General features: G+C 69.9%; 21 protein-coding genes. 17 read left to right on the forward strand and 4 right to left on the reverse strand.

Annotated elements, in window-relative coordinates:
• Positions 1-248: 248 nt before the first annotated feature.
• Positions 249-713, reverse strand: a complete 465-nt coding sequence (locus AMK22_RS18740) for an NUDIX hydrolase (RefSeq protein WP_073786491.1) — start codon at positions 711-713, stop codon at positions 249-251.
• 18 nt (positions 714-731) lie between these two features.
• On the opposite strand from AMK22_RS18740, the gene AMK22_RS18745 reads away from it, so the two are divergent.
• The 12 genes from AMK22_RS18745 to AMK22_RS18795 all read left to right on the forward strand — a co-directional run bounded on the left by AMK22_RS18745 (position 732) and on the right by AMK22_RS18795 (position 8,176).
• A complete protein-coding gene (locus tag AMK22_RS18745; RefSeq protein WP_073786493.1) occupies positions 732-1,511 on the forward strand; it encodes a GntR family transcriptional regulator in 780 nt (259 codons plus the stop codon).
• A 139-nt stretch (positions 1,512-1,650) separates the two neighbouring features.
• Positions 1,651-2,007, forward strand: coding sequence for an SCO3933 family regulatory protein (locus AMK22_RS18750; RefSeq protein WP_073786495.1), 357 nt, complete (start codon positions 1,651-1,653; stop codon positions 2,005-2,007).
• Positions 2,008-2,009: 2 nt separating this feature from the next.
• A complete protein-coding gene (locus AMK22_RS18755) occupies positions 2,010-3,365 on the forward strand; it encodes an FtsK/SpoIIIE domain-containing protein (RefSeq protein WP_073786497.1) in 1,356 nt (451 codons plus the stop codon).
• 89 nt (positions 3,366-3,454) lie between these two features.
• Positions 3,455-3,661, forward strand: coding sequence for a hypothetical protein (locus AMK22_RS18760; RefSeq protein ID WP_073786499.1), 207 nt, complete (start codon positions 3,455-3,457; stop codon positions 3,659-3,661).
• Entirely contained in the window at positions 3,661-4,344 is a 684-nt protein-coding gene (locus AMK22_RS18765) for a DUF2637 domain-containing protein (protein WP_073786501.1), read from the forward strand. Before AMK22_RS18760 ends, AMK22_RS18765 begins: the two co-directional genes overlap by 1 nt.
• 21 nt (positions 4,345-4,365) lie before the next feature.
• Positions 4,366-4,560, forward strand: a complete 195-nt coding sequence (locus AMK22_RS18770) for a hypothetical protein (RefSeq protein ID WP_073786503.1) — start codon at positions 4,366-4,368, stop codon at positions 4,558-4,560.
• Position 4,561: 1 nt separating this feature from the next.
• Positions 4,562-4,753: a mobile element transfer protein gene (locus tag AMK22_RS18775; protein WP_073786505.1), complete on the forward strand. Its 192-nt coding sequence runs from the start codon at positions 4,562-4,564 to the stop codon at positions 4,751-4,753.
• 12 nt (positions 4,754-4,765) lie between these two features.
• The gene (locus AMK22_RS38485) at positions 4,766-4,921 is read left to right on the forward strand and encodes a hypothetical protein (RefSeq protein WP_107430590.1); all 156 of its coding nucleotides are present in this window, start codon (positions 4,766-4,768) and stop codon (positions 4,919-4,921) included.
• A gap of 21 nt (positions 4,922-4,942) precedes the next feature.
• On the forward strand, positions 4,943-5,278 hold the full coding sequence (locus tag AMK22_RS18780) for a SpdD-like protein (protein WP_073786507.1): 336 nt from the start codon (positions 4,943-4,945) through the stop codon (positions 5,276-5,278).
• Between the two features lie 128 nt (positions 5,279-5,406).
• Positions 5,407-6,783: a replication initiator protein RepSA gene (gene repSA / locus AMK22_RS18785; RefSeq protein WP_199883270.1), complete on the forward strand. Its 1,377-nt coding sequence runs from the start codon at positions 5,407-5,409 to the stop codon at positions 6,781-6,783.
• On the forward strand, positions 6,777-6,998 hold the full coding sequence (locus AMK22_RS18790) for a helix-turn-helix domain-containing protein (protein WP_073786511.1): 222 nt from the start codon (positions 6,777-6,779) through the stop codon (positions 6,996-6,998). The genes repSA and AMK22_RS18790 overlap by 7 nt, the downstream gene beginning before the upstream one ends.
• The gene (locus AMK22_RS18795) at positions 6,998-8,176 is read left to right on the forward strand and encodes a tyrosine-type recombinase/integrase (RefSeq protein ID WP_073786513.1); all 1,179 of its coding nucleotides are present in this window, start codon (positions 6,998-7,000) and stop codon (positions 8,174-8,176) included. Before AMK22_RS18790 ends, AMK22_RS18795 begins: the two co-directional genes overlap by 1 nt.
• Before the next feature lie 262 nt (positions 8,177-8,438).
• Here the strand turns inward: AMK22_RS18795 and AMK22_RS18800 are convergent, their stop codons facing one another.
• The 3 genes from AMK22_RS18800 to AMK22_RS18810 form a co-directional block, all read right to left on the reverse strand.
• Positions 8,439-8,972 carry an NUDIX hydrolase gene (locus AMK22_RS18800; protein WP_073786515.1) on the reverse strand — a complete coding sequence of 178 codons (534 nt, stop codon included), beginning with the start codon at positions 8,970-8,972 and terminating at the stop codon, positions 8,439-8,441.
• Positions 8,973-9,112: 140 nt separating this feature from the next.
• Complete coding sequence (locus AMK22_RS18805; protein ID WP_242434039.1) at positions 9,113-9,478, reverse strand: hypothetical protein; 366 nt, start codon at positions 9,476-9,478, stop codon at positions 9,113-9,115.
• Positions 9,475-10,032 carry a DUF6232 family protein gene (locus AMK22_RS18810; protein WP_242434040.1) on the reverse strand — a complete coding sequence of 186 codons (558 nt, stop codon included), beginning with the start codon at positions 10,030-10,032 and terminating at the stop codon, positions 9,475-9,477. The genes AMK22_RS18805 and AMK22_RS18810 overlap by 4 nt, the downstream gene beginning before the upstream one ends.
• Positions 10,033-10,615: 583 nt before the next feature.
• On the opposite strand from AMK22_RS18810, the gene AMK22_RS18815 reads away from it, so the two are divergent.
• The 5 genes from AMK22_RS18815 to AMK22_RS18840 all read left to right on the forward strand — a co-directional run bounded on the left by AMK22_RS18815 (position 10,616) and on the right by AMK22_RS18840 (position 15,830).
• Positions 10,616-11,791, forward strand: a complete 1,176-nt coding sequence (locus AMK22_RS18815) for an acyl-CoA dehydrogenase family protein (RefSeq protein WP_073786691.1) — start codon at positions 10,616-10,618, stop codon at positions 11,789-11,791.
• On the forward strand, positions 11,788-12,933 hold the full coding sequence (locus AMK22_RS37610; protein WP_079186260.1) for a bifunctional MaoC family dehydratase N-terminal/OB-fold nucleic acid binding domain-containing protein: 1,146 nt from the start codon (positions 11,788-11,790) through the stop codon (positions 12,931-12,933). Before AMK22_RS18815 ends, AMK22_RS37610 begins: the two co-directional genes overlap by 4 nt.
• A 1-nt stretch (position 12,934) precedes the next feature.
• Positions 12,935-14,107 (forward strand): acyl-CoA dehydrogenase family protein, encoded by a 1,173-nt coding sequence (locus AMK22_RS18830; protein ID WP_073786519.1) that lies wholly within the window; start codon positions 12,935-12,937, stop codon positions 14,105-14,107.
• A 122-nt stretch (positions 14,108-14,229) separates the two neighbouring features.
• On the forward strand, positions 14,230-14,667 hold the full coding sequence (locus AMK22_RS18835; RefSeq protein ID WP_073786693.1) for a MaoC family dehydratase: 438 nt from the start codon (positions 14,230-14,232) through the stop codon (positions 14,665-14,667).
• On the forward strand, positions 14,664-15,830 hold the full coding sequence (locus AMK22_RS18840) for a lipid-transfer protein (protein WP_073786521.1): 1,167 nt from the start codon (positions 14,664-14,666) through the stop codon (positions 15,828-15,830). The genes AMK22_RS18835 and AMK22_RS18840 overlap by 4 nt, the downstream gene beginning before the upstream one ends.
• The last annotated feature ends 36 nt before the right edge of the window (positions 15,831-15,866 follow it).

Below are 15,866 nucleotides of genomic sequence, written 5' to 3' on the forward strand. Positions count from 1 at the left end.
ATCCGCACCCGGCAGCGTTTCCCCCCGGCTCCCGGTGCCGGCCGATCCCCCGCCGGAGGCATCGTCTTTGACGGCGAGTTGAGCAGTGCGGTTGCCCCCTTCACAGCCCCGGCCCCAACCACATGGGCGCGCGTCGGCGGCGGCAGCGCCGAGCGGGCCGGAGGCATGAGCGCGGGCGCAGCCAGAGCCGGGAAGCGCGCCCGGCGGAGCGGAGCGCAGCCGGGTGCCTTGATGAAGTAGAGAAGGTTTTATCCCGCTGGGATGAGGTGCCTGCCGTCGTGGCTCCGTACGTGGGGGCCGTTGCAGTCCAGGGCGTCCAGGAGCCTGATCGCGTAGACCTCGGACATGCGCTCGCTGACCTCGTCGGGTGTGAGCCATGAGACAGCCGTGGATTCGCTGGAGGTGCGTTCGGTGCCACCGGAGGGCTTGCAGCGGAAGACCAGGGCCACAATGCCTCGGGTCAAGTTCTTGTAGACACCGGTGAGTTCGTCTACCTCGACGTGGATGCCCGTCTCCTCCAGGACCTCGCGGGCCACGCCGGCCTCGGGGGTCTCGTCGAGTTCGAGGATGCCGCCGGGGAGTTCCCAGGTGCCGTTGTCGGCCCGGCGGATCGCAAGAAGGCGCCCGTCCTCGCGCACCACTACTCCAGCCACGGACACGGAGTGCAGGGGGGACGGTGTCGCTTCCTGTGATTGACTCATGTAGAGGAGCATAGGAGGCAGAGAAAGACTATGGGAACTGCGGCAGGCAGGGGCGGGGCCGGCCCTCGATACGTGCAGATCGCGGACGAGATCGTGCAGCAGATTCGGGCGGGTGTCCTGAAGTCTGGTGACATGGTGCCGAGTGAATCTGAGCTGGTGGATCGCTATGGCGTGTCCGGTGGCACCATCCGCAAGGCCATGGTCGAAGTGCGGGCGAGCGGGCTCGTCGAGACCCGGCACGGCAAGGGCTCGATCGTGAAGAACCGGCCGCCGGTGCGGCACCGCTCCTCCGATCGGTTCCGGCGCTCGCTCCGGCAGGGAGGTCAGGCCGCGTACCTTGCGGAGTCCGCACAGTCCGGTGCTTCCGCCAAGGTCAGCGTCCTCTACATCGGGCCCATGGAGGCGCCCGAGGATGCTGCCCGACGACTGGGCGTCCCTGCCGGCACGCAGGTGCTGGCCCGTCGGCGTCTCTACTTCCGCAACGGCACCCCCGTCGAGACCGCCACGTCCTACCTTCCCTGGGACGTGGTGAAGGAGATCCCGGAGCTGTTCGCCGAGAACCCCGGCGGCGGTGGCATCTACGCCCGGCTCGAAGACCACGGGCATGAGTTCGCGGAGTTCGTCGAGACGTTGCAGGCGCGTCCGGCCTCGAAGGGGGAGGCTTCGGAACTGGCGCTGAGCCCGGGTGCGCCGGTGGTTCATCTGATCCGGGAGGCTCGGACGACCGCGGGTCTCGTGGTCGAGGTGTGCGACACGCTCATGGCCGCTGACCAGTTCGTTTTCGAGTACCGGATCCCTGCCGCCGACTGATACCCGCTCAACTCCTCGCAGCCCGTCACGAGTTCTTCATCGTGGCGGGTTGACTCATGTACAGGAGTGATGCACTCTTCTTCATGTCACTCATATACATGAGTGACGGAGTTCGGCATCTATAGAGGAGAGATCTGCTGTGCGTCAGATTCCCGTCGACACCTCCGCCGCGACCGTGATGGTCGCCAAGACCCCGCAGCCCAAGATCAAGGACCGTCGCACCGGCGAGATCGCCACCGACGTCGAGACCGGCGCGACGCTGATGACGGTCGACGTGATGTTCGCGGCGAACGAGGAAGTGGAGATCCTGTCGATCACCGTCCCGGCGCCCGGGGTCACCGGCGAACTGTCCATGGGCACGCCGGTGGCGCTCACCGGCCTGATCGCCCGCCCCTGGGAGAACGACTTCAACGGCCAGAAGCGGCACGGCATCGCGTTCCGCGCGGTCGCGGTCACCTCGCTCGCCGACGCCGCGGCAAGGCCGAAGGCAGCCTGACCATGACCGGCTTCGTGGTCGCTCTGGTGCTGGTCGTCGTCGTCGCGGGTCTCCTGCGGTGGCGGCGCCCCGCCTGGTACTGGTTGACCTTCGGGGTCACGCTGGCGGTGGCGCGGGTCCTGGTCCGGTACAGCTCCGTCATGGACGCGTGCGGGCTGACCGTTCCACCCGCCCGGTGGCGTCTCGCCCTGGCCCGAGCTGCCAACCGGCCGATACCGGAGCCCCGTCCACCGCGGATCCTGCGGCTGCGGCCGACCCGCACCGGTCTGGCTCTGCGGCTCAAGCTCCGCCCCGGACAGGATGCTTTCGACGTCGCCGCCGCTTCGGACCGGCTCCGGCACTCGTTCTCGATGCACGGTGTGACCTCGCGCGAGTTGTCCTCCGGTGTCGTGGAGGTGCGGATGACCGGCTACGACGTGCTCAAGAGGGTGCAGATGCCGGTCGAGACCGATAGTCGGCTGATGCGGGTGCCGGTGGCCCTGCGGGAGGACGGCTCGGTGCACTACCGCGACTACCGGGCGATACCTCATGCCCTCACCCTCGGCGCCACGGAGTCCGGCAAGTCCGTCTACCAACGCAACCTGGTCGCCGGACTTGCCCGGATGGACGTCGCCCTCGTCGGTATCGACTGCAAGAAAGGGGTCGAGCTGTTTCCGCTGGCCCGCCGGTTCTCCGCGCTGGCCGACAACCCGGACACCGCCGCCGAACTGCTCGACGCGCTCGTGGCCCGGATGGAAGGCGTGTACCAACTCATTCGTGCGGAGCAGCGGATCACCGCTGATGTGCCGGACGCAGAGATTGCCGCCGATATCTGGGACCTGCCCGAACATCTGCGTCCGATCCCGGTCGTCGTCCTGGTCGACGAGGTCGCCGAACTGGCCCTGTACGCCAACAAGGAGGAGGAGAAGCGGCGGGACCGTGTCATCACCGCCTTGGTCCGACTCGCCCAACTCGGCCGTGCGGCCGGCATCTACCTCGAAATCTGCGGGCAGCGCTTCGGCTCTGAACTCGGCAAGGGCATCACCATGCTTCGCGCCCAGCTCACCGGCCGTACCGCCCACCGTGTCAACGACGAGACATCCGCCAACATGGCCTTCGGCGACATCTCACCGGACGCAGTCCTCGCCGCTATCCAGATCCCGGCCGAGACGCGCGGGGTCGCCATCGCGGGCGACTCATCCGGGGGATGGCACCGCATCCGCGCCCCGCACACCTCGCTGCGCCAAGCCGTGAATCTCTGCAACCGGTACGCCGAGCGGACGCCGGATCTGCCTGAGCTGGCCCCGTTCCGGCCCGTCTTGCCCGGCAACGCCGACAGTCCCACATCGGCGGCCAAGCCTATTCCGGCCTCCGCCTGATCTCTGCTCTTTCCGATTTCACCGGTCGGCGTGACCGCCTTCGCGCCAGGTCCCTACCCCCGCCATGCCTGATGAAGGGAGAAACCGCCATGTGCCCGAACTTCGAAGACATCGCCCGCACCGTGCTCCTGCTCGGCCAACTCGCCGTGTACGCCGACATGGACGGTGCCGACCTCGATTTCGTGGAAGCTGTCGGCCCGTCCCTGGCCATCTCGCTGTCTGAGCCGCCGCCCGGCATGTTCCCGTCCGGTCCCGACCCCGACGGCGGTCCCATCCACCCCGGCGAGAACCCCTGATGCGCGTCGGCCACGGGCTCCGCGTCGATGCCGTCCTGGTTCAGGCCGTCATCGCCGGTGCCTTGTCCTTCGCTCACCTGCACGACCTCGCCGCCGCTGCCGGACAGGACGGCTGGAAGGCATGGGCCTACCCGATCAGTGTCGACCTGCTCCTGGTCGCCTCCTGGCGGCGCCTGCGGAGTGCGGGCCCGACCCGGCTGGCCTGGTGCTGGTTCCTCGTCGCCCTGTTCGCTTCGCTCGGCGCCAACGTCGCCACCGCCGGGTTCCTCGACATGGCGGACCCGCCCGCCCTGCTCCGCCTCGGCATCGCCGGATGGCCGGCGCTCGCCTTCCTCGGCGGAACCCTTCTCGCTCACTCGCCCGCGGCGCCGAAGCCGATTCCGTCGGCATCCGTCGACGCCACGGAGGAAGCAGAGTCCACGGTCGAGCTGGTACCGGTCGCCGAGCGCGAGTTGGCAACGGAAGTCGTGTCCGAGCCTGATGCCTCACCCGCTCCGGTCGAGAAAGCTCCAGCTTCCCCGGCACCTGCTCCTCCGGTTCCCGCCGTACTGATCGACCACGCCCGCAAGATCGCCGACGAGTACCGCGCCCGTACCGGATCCCCGATCGACACCGCCACCCTGCGCTCCCGCCTCGGCGTCCCTCCCCACCTCGCCGACGCCATCGCCGCCCACCTCACCTGACCAAGCAAGAGAGGCAGAACGATGACCCGTGACCCGGCCGATCTGACCGTCTCCGACTACCTCGACGGCGCCCGCGAGATGACCGCCGCCAACCGGCCCTTCCTCGCTCACCTGCTTGCCGAGGAAGCCGCCCGGCGCACCGCCGACCCGGCCACCGCCGCCGGTATCCGCGCCTGCTTCCCCGCCCCTACCAGGGCCCGAGAGAAGACCGACTGATATGCCTGCCCGCGACAACTTCCACTCCCTGATGCGGATCGGCCCCGTGCAGATCGGCACCCACCGCGACCGCAACGGCCGGACCAAGCACACCGCCGTCTGCACTGCTGACCGCTGCGGCTGGTCCACCGACTACTCCAGCCGGACCGCCGCCCAGCTCGCCGCCCGCACCCACCGCTGCACCGCCCGCTAGGAGGCACCGCCCATGGACGTCCCCCTCTGGTTCGCCCTGCTGGCCGTCGGCTACCTCGGCATCAAGCTCATCCGCCCGCCCTGGTGGCTCGTCGCCCTGCTCCTCCTCGGTGGATACCTCCTCGCCGACAGCGTCTTGGCCCCCGTCATCGACACCGCCGTCAAGTAACCCACGAAAGGAGAACCGCCCGTGCTCCGGCCCAAGCTCCCGGTCATGCCGCAGCCCACCGGCCTGGCCACCCCGCCCGCCGTCGTCGAGCCGACCGCCCTCACCCCCGGCTCCCCAGTACCGCCGCCGGCACCCGTCGCCCCGGCGTCGTCCCGCCCGGTCGTCCAGCTCACCCCGGTCGTCCAGCTCACCCCGGGCACCGCGCTCGCCCTCGTCGGTGGCGGCACAGCCGTCGTCCTGGTCCTCGGCGCCGTCCTGGTCTCCCTGCTCCTGGCGGTCGCCATCACCGGCGCCTCGGTCGCCGTCTGCGCGGTCGTCCTGCGCTCTCTGCTCGCCTCCGACGCCAAGCGTCGCTGACCGGCCCCCGGGCGGCCTCGATACCGCCAAGCATCCGCCGCCCGGGCGCCGTCCCTGTCCGATCTCGCAACCGGAAGGAAACACCCAGCATGGCCCACCGCGCCTCACCCGCGACACCTCGGGCGCCCATACCGGACACACGGCTCGACCCGATCACCCTCGGGGATGTGCTCCGGGTGGCCTCGGCCTCCGACTACAACCGTTGGGAAGACCAGATCCGCCGTACCGGCGGCTGCTCCGACCCGATTCACCTCACCGGCTGGGTCCTTCACAAGGACAAGACCACCGGCGAGACCCTGCACCACTACTCCACCGAGAACGAGCCTGGCGGACGCCTCCGCCTCGCCTGCGGGAACCGCCGCGTCTCCCGCTGCCCCTCCTGCGCATGGACCTACGCGGGCGACACCTACCACCTGATCCGCGTCGGCCTGGCCGGGGACGATCGCCGCGACGTCCCCGCCACCGTCCGCGATCACCCGCGCGTCTTCGCCACCCTCACGGCCCCCTCGTTCGGTCCGGTCCACAACCGGCCCGATCACGGAGCCTGCCGCTGTGGCACCCGGCACGCTCCTGACGCTCCGGAACTGGGCTCCGCTCTCGACCCGGCCACCTACGACTACGTGGGCGCCGTGCTGTTCAACAATCACGCTGGCCAGCTCTGGCAGCGCTTCACCACTCGGCTCCGCCGCGAACTCGCCGCGCGTGCCGGTCTGCCCCGTCGAGAACTCGCCGAACACCTCCGCGTCTCGTACGGCAAGGTGGCCGAGTTCCAGAAGCGTGGGGCCCTGCACTTCCACGCCGTCATACGCCTCGACGGCCCGGACGGACCCGGCACCCTGCCGCCCGCCTGGGCCACGGTCGGCCTCCTCACCGACGCGATACATGCCGCCGCCGCGCACTCGTACACGTCCGTCTCCGTCCCGGCCGCAGTCGACCAACCCGCCCGTACGTTCCGCTGGGGAAAGCAACTCGACGTCCGCCCGGTCAAGGCCTTCGGCGACGGCTCCGACATCACCGAACAGGCCGTCGCCTCCTACGTGGCCAAGTACGCCACCAAAGCAGCCGAGAACACGGGCACCTTGGACCGCCGCATCGGCGAACTCTCCGAACTTGATCGCCACCAGGTCCCCGACCACACCCGCCGACTCATCGAAGCGTGCAAGAACCTCGATCCGCTCTACCCGGACCGACGCCTCTGGGCCTGGGCGCACATGCTCGGCTTCCGCGGCCACTTCTCGTCCAAGTCGCGCAGCTACTCCACGACCCTGGGCGCCCTCCGCCAGGAACGCGCCGACTACCGCGCCGCCCAAGAAGCCTCCGCTCTCGGCTTCGACGACCGCGAGCCGGACACCGTCCTCGTCCTGGCTGACTGGCAGTACGCCGGCCACGGCCACACCCCGGGTGAAGCCGCCCTTGCCGCGACCATCGCCCGCGGCCTCCAGACCAACCGCGAGACCGCGCGCGAGGCGTTGAACGGGCTTGCCACCGACGAAGGGGAGTGGTGACCGTGGACCGACTTCTCACCGTGGACCAGGTCGCAGACCGTCTGGGCACCGGGCTCCGCTTCCCGCGTCGGCTCATCGAGGAACGCCGCATTACCTTCGTCAAGGTCGGCCGACACGTCCGCATCCCGGAGAGCGCCGTGGACGAGTACGTCAGCGCTCACACGGTGGAGCCGATCGTCCTGCGGCGCTCCTCGGCGTACCGGAGGGCTGCCTGATGGCCGGAAAGCGCAAGTCCCGCCGTAACTTCGGTCGCATCCGAAAGCTGCCGTCCGGCCGGTTCCAGGCGAGGTATCCGGGGCCTGATGGTGTACTCCGCCCAGCCGATCAGACGTTCGCTACCACGACGGACGCTGACCGCTGGCTGGCGCGGAAGCGCATCGAGATCGAAGAAGGGCGCTGGCTCGATCCGGCCGAGGGACAGACCACCGTTCGAGAGTGGGCAGCACGCTGGCTCGCGGCCGTCTCCCCGCAGCTCAAGCACAAGACACAGGCCTCGTACCGATCCCTGATCAACTCGCTGATCGTCCCGACGCTCGGTGATCGCGAGATGTCCAGCCTCCGGCCGATCACGATCGCCGAGTGGGTCGGCGGAATGAAGACCAGGGGCCTCAGCGCGTCGCGGATCAGACAGGCCTACCGGGTGCTGTCACAGATCATGCGGTCGGCCGTCGAAAACGAGATGATCCCGCAGACCCCGTGCCGGGGCGTGAAGCTGCCCCGGATGCCTCAGACCGAGCCGCACATCCTCACCCCGCTGGAAGCCTCGCGGATCGTCCGGAACGCGACCAAGCCGCATGACCTGCTGATCGCCCTTCTCGCGTACGGGGGTCTGCGGATCGGTGAGGCGTTCGCGCTGCGGCGTGCGGATATCGACGTATGCGGCGGCCTGGTCGTGGTCGACGAGAACCTGGCCGAAGCGAACGGCGCCCTGGTCTTCGACACTCCGAAGTCCCATCAGAAGCGAGTCCTGAGGATCGGCCCTTCGCTGGCGAAGCGGCTCGGCCGACACCTGGAGACGCTGTCGGGCGGGGACGATGCCCTTCTGTTCGTGACGCCCGGCGGCAAGCCCCTGCGCTACAACCAGTGGCGCAAGGCGTACTTCGACCCCGCCGTGGCGACAGCTGGGCTGACCGACGTCACCCCACACGATCTCCGTGCCTCGCATGGCACGTGGGTCGCCGACCGGTACGGCGTGATGACCGCCGCGCACCGCCTCGGGCACTCGAACGCGAGCGTCACCACCCGGCACTACGCCCGACCCGTTGCCGGTCGAGACGACCAGGTGGCGGAAGCGGCGGACTCCTGGCTCAGCGGGCACGACCATGAGCATGGGGCACGTAGCGGGCACGACGACGATGACGACGGCTCCGCAGGGGTGCCCGCACCCGTCTGACCTGTGGCGGAGCGCCCCAACCTCAATATCCGCGAGAGATCTTGAAAACCGTCGTGGCGCGAGTCACCGTGGGTTCAAATCCCACACCCACCGCAGCAGGTCAGACGACGCGCTGATCAGAAGGGGTGCCCCTGTCCGGGGGCACCCCTTCGTCGTGTGGTTCGTCTTTCTGCTGTGACCGTGGGCGCCGTCGGTGCGGCGGTGCCGGGCCAGGTGATTCCGGCCCGGCCCTGGTCGCGGCGTCGGCGTCGGGTGCCGGTGGTCAGCGGATCGATTCGTCCATGAGCAGGTAGAGCAGGCCGACGAGGGAGCCACTGCTGACGATCTCGCGGCGGTCGATCATGCCGCGGATGTCGGCGAGCGGGATCCACTCGATCCGGTCGGATTCGTTCTTCTCGGTCGGCGGGCCCACGTACGTCGCTCCGTCGGCCCGGAAGAGGTGGTGCTGGGAGTCGGTGATGCCGTTGGCCGGTTCGGCGTAGATCAGTGGTTTCACCGGGCCGGGGCGGTAGCCGGTCTCCTCCAGGACCTCGCGGGCCGCCGCGTTGGCCGGGGTCTCGTCCTCCTCGACCAGGCCCATGGGCAGTTCCCACGCCCAGGTGTCCGTGATGAAGCGGTGCCGCCACATCATCAGGACCTCGCGCCGTTCGTTGACCACCGCGGCGACGGCCAGGTGGCGCAGCTTGACGACGTGGTGTTCCCAGCGGCTTCCGTCCGGTGTCTCGATGTCGGTGAGCCACAGGTTCACCCACTCGTTCTCGTAGATCGGACGTTCCCCGTGGATCTTCCACTGCATCGCTGCGGCCCCTCTCGATCGGCCTCCAGCATCGCAGAGCATCCATGGCGAGGTGCCGGGTTACGGGATTTCGTCAGGTCAGAGGGGGCCGGAGGACCGGAAGGGCCGGAAGGGCCGGAAGGGCCGCTCGTGGCGGCGCCCTACCGGATTCCCAGCAGCCCCAGGATCTTGTCGACCGCGTCGGCGACCGGCTGGCCGAGCGCTCCGACGGTCGAGGCGATGGTGGCCACGGCGATCAGGGCGCGATGCCGTTCCTGTGGGGCGCTCGTGGCGGAGGTGATCGCGGGCAGGGAGTCGTCGATGACCCGCGCGCTCGCGGGTGCCAACTCGCCGCGCAATTCCTGGAGGAGGCGGACCAGTTCGCCGATCGCCTCCGGCACGGCCGGGGCCTGCTGCTTGACGATGCCCGTGTTGCCCGTACCGCCGTACATGTTGACGTTGTCGCCATTGATGTTGTTGCCGTGGTGGATGTTGTCGCCGTAGTGGTAGGAACTCCCGTTGCTCACTTGCTCACCCCCGTGTTGAACATTCCTCCGTACATGTTCACGTTGTCACCGAAGTGGTAGTTCTTCGGATTGACCAGCACCCGCTCCACGCGCACGTGGAACTCGGCCTCCGGATTCTCTATGGCGTTGACGAGGTGGTGGACCAGGCGGCGGAGCCGGTTCGGGTCGGGCAGGGTGACCAGCGCGCTGGAGCCGCTGGCGGTCTCGATGGCCAGCACGTACTCGGACTGTGCCGCCAGATCCTTCACCAGACGCACGACCAGGCCGATCGCGATCCCTATGGCGAGCACCCACAGCACGTCGGCCGATTCGTTCGGGTCCTCGTAGCCGGACGACCCGTTCTCGTTGGCCAGTTGGAGCAGGACGAAGGCCAAGAACGTGGCCGCGAGCCATTTCAAGAAGCTCAGGAACGCTTCCATGCGCTTGGGCCGGAGTTCGAAGGTGTGGACCCGGGTGATGTTGTGTACCGGATAGGCCGCCTCTCCCACCCACAGCAGCCGTTTGCCCACCCTCAGGTCGACGCCGCTCGCGGGCGGGGGTGGGGGCGGTGGCAAGGGCGGCGGTGGCGGCGTGGGCGGTGGGGTTCCCGAAGTCCCCGTGTTGTCCATGAGCTCCCCGAGTCTGCTGGTCTTCCGAGTGGGCTGGGTTTCCTCGGCTTCCTGAGTGCGTGAGCGGCCGAGTGCGTGAGCGGTCGAGTGCGTGTGTGGCTGAGTGCGTGTGTGGCTGAGTGTCTGAGCGTTGAGGGCTGAGTTTCTAGTGCGCGTGGGGCTTCTGGTGTGGTGCTCGCCGCGCCCGTACGCGCGCGGCGAGCACGTCCCCGTGCGCGGCTCCACGCCCGCGCGGGAACTCATAGGTACGCGGCTCCACGCCCGCGGCGAGAGACCAAATACAGCCAATCTCGGTGCGCGTGCTGCCGAGGCGGCGGCGGTGGAGGTGCGGTCAGGGCGTCGTCCACCTTGACAGCCCTCATGTATCTGACGGACAGTCAGAAACTGAGCTCGTGAACACAGACATGGACCTGGACCTCGGCCCCCGGATCTGAACCCGGACCCGAACCCGAACGCGGACCCCGGACCCCGGTCTGTGCCCCCGTACCCGACCCCGATCCGTACCCCCCGTGCCCGGGAGGCAGCCGTCGTGCACCTCGCCCCGACGGAGCGGCAGCGGCAGTTGCGCGCCGAACTCCGTGCCTATTTCGCCAGGTTGATGCCGCGCGAGGACACCTCGACGGGGCCCGGCGTCGACGACCCCGGCGAACAGCGGCGGTTGCTGCGGCGGATCGGCGCGGACGGCATGCTCGGGCTGGGCTGGCCCGTCGAGTACGGCGGACAGGGGCGCGGACCCGACGAGCAGTTCGTCTTCTTCGACGAGGCCTACCGGGCCGGGGCGCCCGTCTCGATGGTCACCCTCAACACCGTCGGCCCGACGCTGATGAAGTACGGCACCGAGGAGCAGAAGGCGTACTTCCTGCCCCGGATCCTCAGCGGCGAGCTCGTCTTCGCCATCGGCTACAGCGAGCCGGAGGCCGGTACGGATCTCGCGGCCCTGCGCACCCGGGCCGTACGGGACGGCGACTCCTGGGTGATCGACGGGCAGAAGATCTTCACCAGCAACGCGCAGAACGCGGACTGGATCTGGCTGGCCTGCCGTACCGACCCGGAGGCGCCGAAGCACCGGGGCATCTCGATCATCCTGGTGCCGACGGACGCCCCGGGCTTCTCCTGGACGCCGATCGAGACCGTGGGCGGGCTGACCACGACGGCCACCTACTACGACGGGATACGGGTGCCCGCCGGGCATCTGGTCGGTGCGGAGAACGGCGGCTGGGGACTGATCACCAACCAGCTGAACCATGAACGAGTGGCTCTCGCCGCGATCGGGATGCAGGCCGAGGACTTCTACGACGAGGCCCTCGCCCTGGCCCGTACCCCCGATCCGGTGACGGGCCGGCGCCCGGCCGACGAGCCGTGGGTGCGGGCCCGGCTGGCCGAGGCGTACGCGCGGCTGGCGGCGACCCGGCTGCTCAACTGGCGGCTGGTGGGGGATGTCGGCGCGGGTTCGCTGGCGCCCGGTGAGGCGAGCGGCGTGAAGTTCGCGGGGACCGAGAGCGCCGTCGAGTTGTACCGGATCTGCCAGGAGGCCGTCGGGGAGGCCGGCACCCTGCGGGGCGGGTCGCCCGGCTGCCTCGGGGACGGGGAACTGGAGCGGATGAACAGGGCCGCGCAGATCAACACCTTCGGGGGCGGGGTGAGCGAGGTTCAGCGGGAGATCGTCGCGACCATGCGGCTCGGCATGAAGAGGGGCAAGCGGTGACCCGTACGCGGCAGGAGAAGCAGGGGCCGGAGGAAGAGGACGCGTTGTGCACGCGGCTCAAGGAGTACGAGGGGCGACCCGCCGCGACGGCGGCCATCGGCAAGGATCCGGTCAACGAACCGATGATCAGGCACTGGTGCGAGGCGATGGGCGACACCAACCCCGCCTACACCGGCCCGGAGGCGATCGCCCCGCCGACCATGCTCCAGGCATGGACGATGGGCGGCCTGTCGGGGCACACCAGCCGTTCCACTGCGTACGAGGAACTGCTCGGCCTGCTCGACAGCGCGGGGTACACCTCCGTGGTCGCGACCGATTGCGAGCAGGAGTACCTGCGGCCGCTCCGGCCCGGTGACCGGATTACCTTCGACGCGCTGATCGAGTCGGTCTCGGAACGGAAGACGACCCGGTTGGGGACGGGCCACTTCGTGACGACGCGGATGGACGTACGCGTACGGGGAGAGCTGGCCGGGACGCACCGGTTCCGGATCCTGAAGTACGCACCGGCGGCGGTGGGGCGGCCCACGGCGGAGCGGCGGACGGGGCAACGGGAACCCGGGGAACGGGGACGTAAAGAACGGGAGCTGGCGGAACAGGCGGAACAGGAGCGGCTGCGAAAGCAGGAGCAGAAGCAGGAACGGGAGCAGGAGCAGGGGCAGGGGCGAGAGCAGGCGCGGGAACAGGGGCGGGAGCGAGTGGGCGGGGCGGGGGCGGACCTCGGTGGTCGGCGTCCGCGTCCGAGGCCGGTGGTCAACCGCGACAACGCCGGGTTCTGGCAGGGCGTCGCCGAGCACAAGCTGCTGATCCAGCGGTGCGCCGGGTGCCGGAAGCCACGCTTCCCCTGGCTGCCCGGCTGCAACGCCTGCGGCTGCCAGGAATGGGACACGGTCGAGGCGGTCGGCGAGGGCACCGTCTTCAGCCATGTGGTGATGCACCACCCGCCCTTCCCCGCCTTCAGCGCCTCCGGGGAGGGCGGGCCGTACGCGGTGGCGCTGATCGAACTCGCGGAGGGGGTGCGGATGGTCGGCAACGTGGTCGGCGTGCCGTACGACAAGGTACGGATCGGAATGCCGGTGCGGCTCGAATTCCTTCGTACGGACCCCGAGTTGGTGCTGCCGGTCTTTCGTGGAGGTGAGGGCTGACATGGACTTCACCCCCACGGAGGAGCAGACGGCGGCGCAGGGGCTGGCGGCGCGGATCTTCCGGGACCTGTCGACGCACGAACGCCTGGTCGCGGCCGGTACGGGCAGCGACACCGAGCTGTGGAAGGAACTGTGCGCCGCCGGACTGACCGCGGCGGTGGAGGAGATCGGGCTGCTGGGCCTGGTGCTCCTGCTGGAGGAACAGGGCCGGGTGACCGCTCAGGTGCCGTTCGCGTCGAGCTGTGTGTACGGGCTGCTCGCCGTCGCCGAGCACGGCACGGACGAACAGCGGGAGCGGCTGTTGCCCGCGCTGCGGGACGGTACGGAGGTCGCGGCCGGGGCGTTTCCCGCGCGCGGCGGGATCCGGGCGGACGGCGAGGGTCGGCTGAGCGGCTCGGTGCCGTACGTGCCGTGGCTGCGGGACGCGTCCCTGGTCCTGGTCGCGGACGCGGAGCACGGGCTGTGGATCGTACGGACCGACGGGCCGGGTGTGAGGACGGAGCCCGTGGAGACCACGGCGCCGTGGTCGGCGGCGCGGCTCGTCCTGGACGGGGCGCCCGGGGAGCGACTCGGTGGCACGGGGGCGCACGAGGAAGGACGGGCGGAAGCGACCCCGGCGCACGAGGAAGGACGGGCGTACGAGGACAGGCGGGCGCGTGAGGACGTGCGGGCGCGTGAGGATGCGCGGGCGTACGAGAGGGTCCTGGCCGTGAGCCGGATCGCGTTCGCCGGGCTGCAGGCCGGCGTGTGCGCCGGTTCGCTGGCCCTGGCCGTCGCCCACACGAACACCCGCGAGCAGTTCGGGCGCCCGCTCTCCACCAAGCAGGCGGTGCTGATGCGTGCCGCCGACGCCCACATGGACACCGAGGCGATACGGGTCACGGCGTACGAGGCCGCGTGGCGTCGCGACACGGGCCTGCCGTACCGGCGCCAGGCGCTCACCGCAGCGTGGTGGGCGTCGGAGGCGGGCAAACGGGTGGTGCACGCCGGACAGCATCTGCACGGCGGGACGGGGGCCGACCTCGACCATCCCGTGCACCGGCACTTCCTCTGGGGCCGGCAGCTCGACGCCCATCTGGGCTGCGGCAGCGAGGTGCTTCAGGAGCTCGGTGAACTGCTGGCGTCGGTGGAGGAACCGGTACGCGCGGCAGCGACGGAGGAGGGGGCGGAGTGAGAAGCGGCGAAGGGATGAAAGCCGGTGAGGAGACGAAGGCCGGTGGAGAGGCGAAGGCGAGCGAAGGGATGAAGGCGGGCGGAGGGGCGAAGGACGGTGGAGCGGTGAAGGCCGGGGGAGGGATGAAGGCCGGTGACGTACTGGAGCCGCTGGAGATCGAGGTGACCCGCACCCTGATCGTGGCGGGCGCCATCGCTTCCCGCGACTACCAGGACGTGCACCACGACGCGGAGCTCGCCCGGGAGAAGGGGTCCCCGGACATCTTCATGAACATCCTGACGACCAACGGCCTGGTCGGCAGGTACGTCACCGACCGCCTCGGCCCGTCCACCGTGCTGCGCAAGGTCGCCATCAGGCTGGGCGCGCCCAACTACCCCGGGGACACCATGATGCTCGGCGGCACGGTCACCGCGGTCGGCGACGACGGGACGGCCGAGGTGTCGATCGTCGGTACCAACGCCCTCGGCAGGCACGTCACCGGAACCGTGGCTGTGACCGTCGGCGGGGCGCGGACCCCGGCCGCAGGGGGTCTTCCTTCGGCACCGGAGGGGGCGGCATGAGTCTGCGGAGGGCCGACTCGCTCGGCGGCAGGGCGGCGATCGTAGGCATCGGGGCGACCGAGTTCTCCAAGGATTCCGGGCGCAGCGAACTCAAGCTGGCCGTCGAGGCGGTTCGGTCCGCGCTCGACGACGCCGGACTGACGCCCGCCGATGTGGACGGCCTGGTCACCTTCACCATGGACACCAGCCCGGAGATCACCGTCGCCCAGGCGGCCGGGATCGGTGAGCTGTCCTTCTTCTCCCGCGTGCACTACGGGGGCGGGGCCGCCTGTGCCACCGTCCAGCAGGCGGCGATGGCCGTAGCGAGCGGGGTGGCCGAGGTCGTGGTCTGCTACCGGGCGTTCAACGAGCGCTCAGGGCGCAGATTCGGTTCCGGGGTGCAGCAGCGCGAGCCCACCGCGGAGGGTGCCGCGCTCGGCTGGAACCTCCCGTTCGGGCTGCTCACGCCCGCCTCCTGGGTCGCCATGGCAGCCCAGCGCTATCTGCACGCCTACGGGCTGACGCCGGACGTCTTCGGCCATGTCGCGGTCACCGACCGGCGCCACGCCGCCCGCAACCCGGCCGCGTACTTCTACGGAAAACCGATCAACCTGGCCGATCACGCCGCGTCGCGCTGGATCGTCGAACCCCTGCGGCTGCTCGACTGCTGTCAGGAGACCGACGGCGGGCAGGCGATCGTGGTCACCAGCGCGGAGCGCGCGCGGGACCTGCCCCGGCCCCCTGCCCTGATCGCCGCAGCGGCCCAGGGGGCGGGCCGGGCACAGGAGCAGATGACCAGCTTCTACCGCGACGACCTGACCGGGCTGCCCGAGACGGCGGTGGTCGCCCAGCAGCTCTGGCGGAACTCCGGGCTCTCCCCGGCCGACATCGACGTGGGCATCCTCTACGACCACTTCACGCCGTTCGTGCTGATGCAGCTGGAGGAGTTCGGGTTCTGCGGACCGGGCGAGGCCGCCGACTTCGTCGCCGCCGACACGCTGCCACTGAACACGCACGGTGGCCAGCTCGGGGAGGCGTATCTGCACGGGATGAACGGCATCGCCGAGGCGGTCCGGCAGATCCGCGGCTCGTCGGTGAACCAGGTCCCCGGCGCGGCCACCGCCCTGGTCACGGCGGGCACCGGCGTACCCACCTCGGGACTCGTCCTGAGCGCCGACGGATGAGCCCCGAGGATTCACGACCGCCGGGCGGGCCACCGG

Source organism: Streptomyces sp. CB01580 (genome assembly GCF_001905795.1).
Taxonomy (GTDB): Bacteria; Actinomycetota; Actinomycetes; order Streptomycetales; family Streptomycetaceae; genus Streptomyces.

Coding starts and splice junctions, on each gene's coding strand:
- AMK22_RS18840 (WP_073786521.1), top strand. CDS start 14,664: ATGAGTCTGCGGAGGGCCGACTCGCTCGGCGGCAGGGCGGCGATCGTA.
- AMK22_RS18770 (WP_073786503.1), top strand. CDS start 4,366: ATGACCCGTGACCCGGCCGATCTGACCGTCTCCGACTACCTCGACGGC.
- AMK22_RS18765 (WP_073786501.1), top strand. CDS start 3,661: ATGCGCGTCGGCCACGGGCTCCGCGTCGATGCCGTCCTGGTTCAGGCC.
- AMK22_RS18775 (WP_073786505.1), top strand. CDS start 4,562: ATGCCTGCCCGCGACAACTTCCACTCCCTGATGCGGATCGGCCCCGTG.
- AMK22_RS38485 (WP_107430590.1), top strand. CDS start 4,766: ATGGACGTCCCCCTCTGGTTCGCCCTGCTGGCCGTCGGCTACCTCGGC.
- AMK22_RS18745 (WP_073786493.1), top strand. CDS start 732: ATGGGAACTGCGGCAGGCAGGGGCGGGGCCGGCCCTCGATACGTGCAG.
- AMK22_RS18755 (WP_073786497.1), top strand. CDS start 2,010: ATGACCGGCTTCGTGGTCGCTCTGGTGCTGGTCGTCGTCGTCGCGGGT.
- AMK22_RS18800 (WP_073786515.1), bottom strand. CDS start 8,972: ATGCAGTGGAAGATCCACGGGGAACGTCCGATCTACGAGAACGAGTGG.
- AMK22_RS18830 (WP_073786519.1), top strand. CDS start 12,935: ATGGACTTCACCCCCACGGAGGAGCAGACGGCGGCGCAGGGGCTGGCG.
- AMK22_RS18835 (WP_073786693.1), top strand. CDS start 14,230: ATGAAGGCCGGTGACGTACTGGAGCCGCTGGAGATCGAGGTGACCCGC.
- AMK22_RS18795 (WP_073786513.1), top strand. CDS start 6,998: ATGGCCGGAAAGCGCAAGTCCCGCCGTAACTTCGGTCGCATCCGAAAG.
- AMK22_RS18740 (WP_073786491.1), bottom strand. CDS start 713: ATGCTCCTCTACATGAGTCAATCACAGGAAGCGACACCGTCCCCCCTG.
- AMK22_RS18760 (WP_073786499.1), top strand. CDS start 3,455: ATGTGCCCGAACTTCGAAGACATCGCCCGCACCGTGCTCCTGCTCGGC.